This window comes from Variovorax sp. P4_D9 (assembly GCF_056401695.1).
Genome location: NZ_JBFUIU010001087.1, coordinates 1 through 2,480 on the forward strand (window position 1 = coordinate 1; position 2,480 = coordinate 2,480).

The 2,480-nt window shown below is 63.5% G+C and carries 3 protein-coding genes; all 3 read left to right on the forward strand.

Annotated elements, in window-relative coordinates; translation table 11 throughout:
• Window positions 1–449, forward strand: a 449-nt coding sequence (locus tag AC1DY5_RS51260) for an SDR family oxidoreductase (protein ID WP_478121954.1), incomplete at its 5' end; no start/stop codon positions are given.
• 166 nt (window positions 450–615) lie between these two features.
• A complete protein-coding gene (locus AC1DY5_RS51265) occupies window positions 616–1,578 on the forward strand; it encodes a 3-hydroxyacyl-CoA dehydrogenase (protein ID WP_478121955.1) in 963 nt (320 codons plus the stop codon).
• Between the two features lie 26 nt (window positions 1,579–1,604).
• The coding region (gene kce / locus AC1DY5_RS51270; RefSeq protein ID WP_478121956.1) for a 3,5-dioxohexanoate:acetyl-CoA acetone transferase at window positions 1,605–2,480 on the forward strand (876 nt) is incomplete at its 3' end.

Sequence of the window (2,480 nt, forward strand, 5' to 3'; positions counted from 1 at the left end):
CAATCAATTTGAGTGGCGTCTTCCTGGTCACGCGTCGCGCGGTGCCGCTGTTGAGAGCAGCAGGGGGTGGCGCCATCATCAACATTTCGTCGGCCGCCGGCAAACTAGGTTTTCCACTGCGCACGCCGTACTCGGCGAGCAAATTCGGGGTCATCGGCCTGACGGAGACCTTGGCGATCGAACTCGGCGTGGACCAGATCCGCGTGAACGCAATTCTGCCCGGCGTGGTTGCCGGAGACCGGCAGGACCGAGTGCTCGCCATCAAGGCGAAGGCAAATGGCATAAGACTCAAGGAACAGCAGGAGCGGGCCGTCGCACGGGTGTCGATGCGAACGATGGTCCAAGCACAGGACATCGCTCAAGCCGCACTCTATCTGGCCGGACCAGCCGGGCGATACGTCAGCGGAGAGAAATTGAGTGTTGGCGGCAACGTCGAGTCGATGTCTTGAACTCACCGAAATGCCCGACCGGGCCTTTTTCACCTTAAACCTTTACTCACCTGGAGCACAACATGACCCTGACAACCCTTCTCGTTGGTGCCGGTAGTGGCGCTTTCAACGCGCCCCCGGCACCTCCATGCCTGCGCACGGTAGATTCCGGGCCGGAGGGATCGAAGTGAACGCGCAAGCCACCTCTCCTCAATCTTCACAGCCGGTCGCTGTAGTCGGTGCAGGCTTGATTGGTCGGGCCTGGGCCATCGTGTTCGCGCGCGGCGGTCATCCGGTGCGCCTGCACGACGCGGATGCAGCCACGATGGCCGGGAGCCTTGCCTACATCGGCGAGCGCCTCAAGGAACTGGAGGCATTCGGGCTGCTCGACGACCCGGCAGAGGTCGTGCTGGCGCGAATCCGCTGCGAGCCGGATCTGGCCGACGCGCTGCGTGACGTGGTGATGGTGCAGGAGAACATCCGCGAAACGGTCGAGGCCAAGAAGGCCATCTTCGCGCAGCTCGATGCGCTGACCCCGCCGGAGGCGATATTGGCAAGCTCCACGTCATGGCTGCCGGCGTCCACCTTCACCGCCGACTTGGCGGGCCGCGGGCGTTGCCTGGTGGGTCATCCAACGAATCCGCCGTACCTCGTCCCGCTGGTCGAACTCTGCCCGGCGCCGTGGACAGATCCCAAAGCGATGGAGCGCGCRCATTCGCTTTACGAGGCAGCCGGCCAAACGCCTGTGACGCTTACGCGCGAAATCCATGGCTTTCTCCTCAACCGGGTTCAAGCCGCCGTGCTGAACGAGTGCTTCAGCCTGTTCGAGCAGGGCCTCGCAAGCTCCGATGACATCGACAAGGTGCTCAAGGACGGCCTCGCCTTGCGCTGGTCCTTCATGGGTCCTTTCGAGACGATTGATCTCAATGCCCCGGCGGGCGTCACGGACTACGCGAAGCGCTACGGCCAGCAGAACCGCGAGACAGTGGTCGACGTCCAGCCCTTTGGTTGGGGCGACGATACGCTCGCGCGGGTCGATGCAGAACGCCGCAAGCAACTGGACATCGCCGACATCGGCACCCGTTCGGCCTGGCGAGACCGCCGGCTGATGGCGCTGGCCGCGCACAAGCGCCAGGCACCGACCCACTGATCACATTCAACCCCCTGGAGAACCGCATGCCCCGCAAAGTCATCATCACCTGTGCCGTCACCGGCGCCATCCACACGCCGTCGATGTCGCCCTATCTGCCGGTCACCCCTGAAGAGATCACCAAGTCGGCCATCGGCGCGGCCGAAGCCGGCGCCGCCATCGTGCACCTTCATGCACGCGATCCGGTCGATGGAAGCCCTTCGCAGGATCCGGCACTCTTCAGGCAGTTCTTGCCGCAGATCAAGGCCGCGAGCGACGTGGTCATCAATCTGACGACTGGCGGCGCGCCAACGATGAAGCTGGAAGACCGGCTGCGCCCCGCGCACGAGTTCAAGCCGGAGGTCGCATCCCTGAACATGGGGTCGATGAACATGGGCCTGTATCCCATGCTTGCCCGCTTCAAGGAGTTCAAGCATGCGTGGGAGGAGCCCTACCTGTCCGGCAGCCATGACCGCATCTTCAAGAACACCTTCACGGACATCGCGCACATCCTCCAGTCGTGCAGCGACAACGGCACGCGCTTCGAGATCGAGTGCTACGACATCGGTCACCTCTACACGGCCGCGCACTTCATCGAACGCGGCTTGATCAAGCCACCTTTTCTCATTCAGTCGGTCTTCGGCATCCTCGGGGGCATTGGTTCACACCCTGAGGATGTGCTTCACATGCGTCGCACGGCCGACCGCTTGTTCGGCGATGCCTACCAGTGGTCGGTGCTTCCGGCAGGGCGAAATCAGATGCCGATCGGCGCGCAGTCTGCCGCCATGGGCGGACATGTCCGGGTCGGCCTGGAGGATTCCTTGTGGGATGGCCCGGGCCAGTTGGCCAAAACCAACGCCGACCAGGTACTGCGCATGCGCCGCATTCTCGAGGGTCTCTCGCTGGAGGTGGCCACCCCCGAC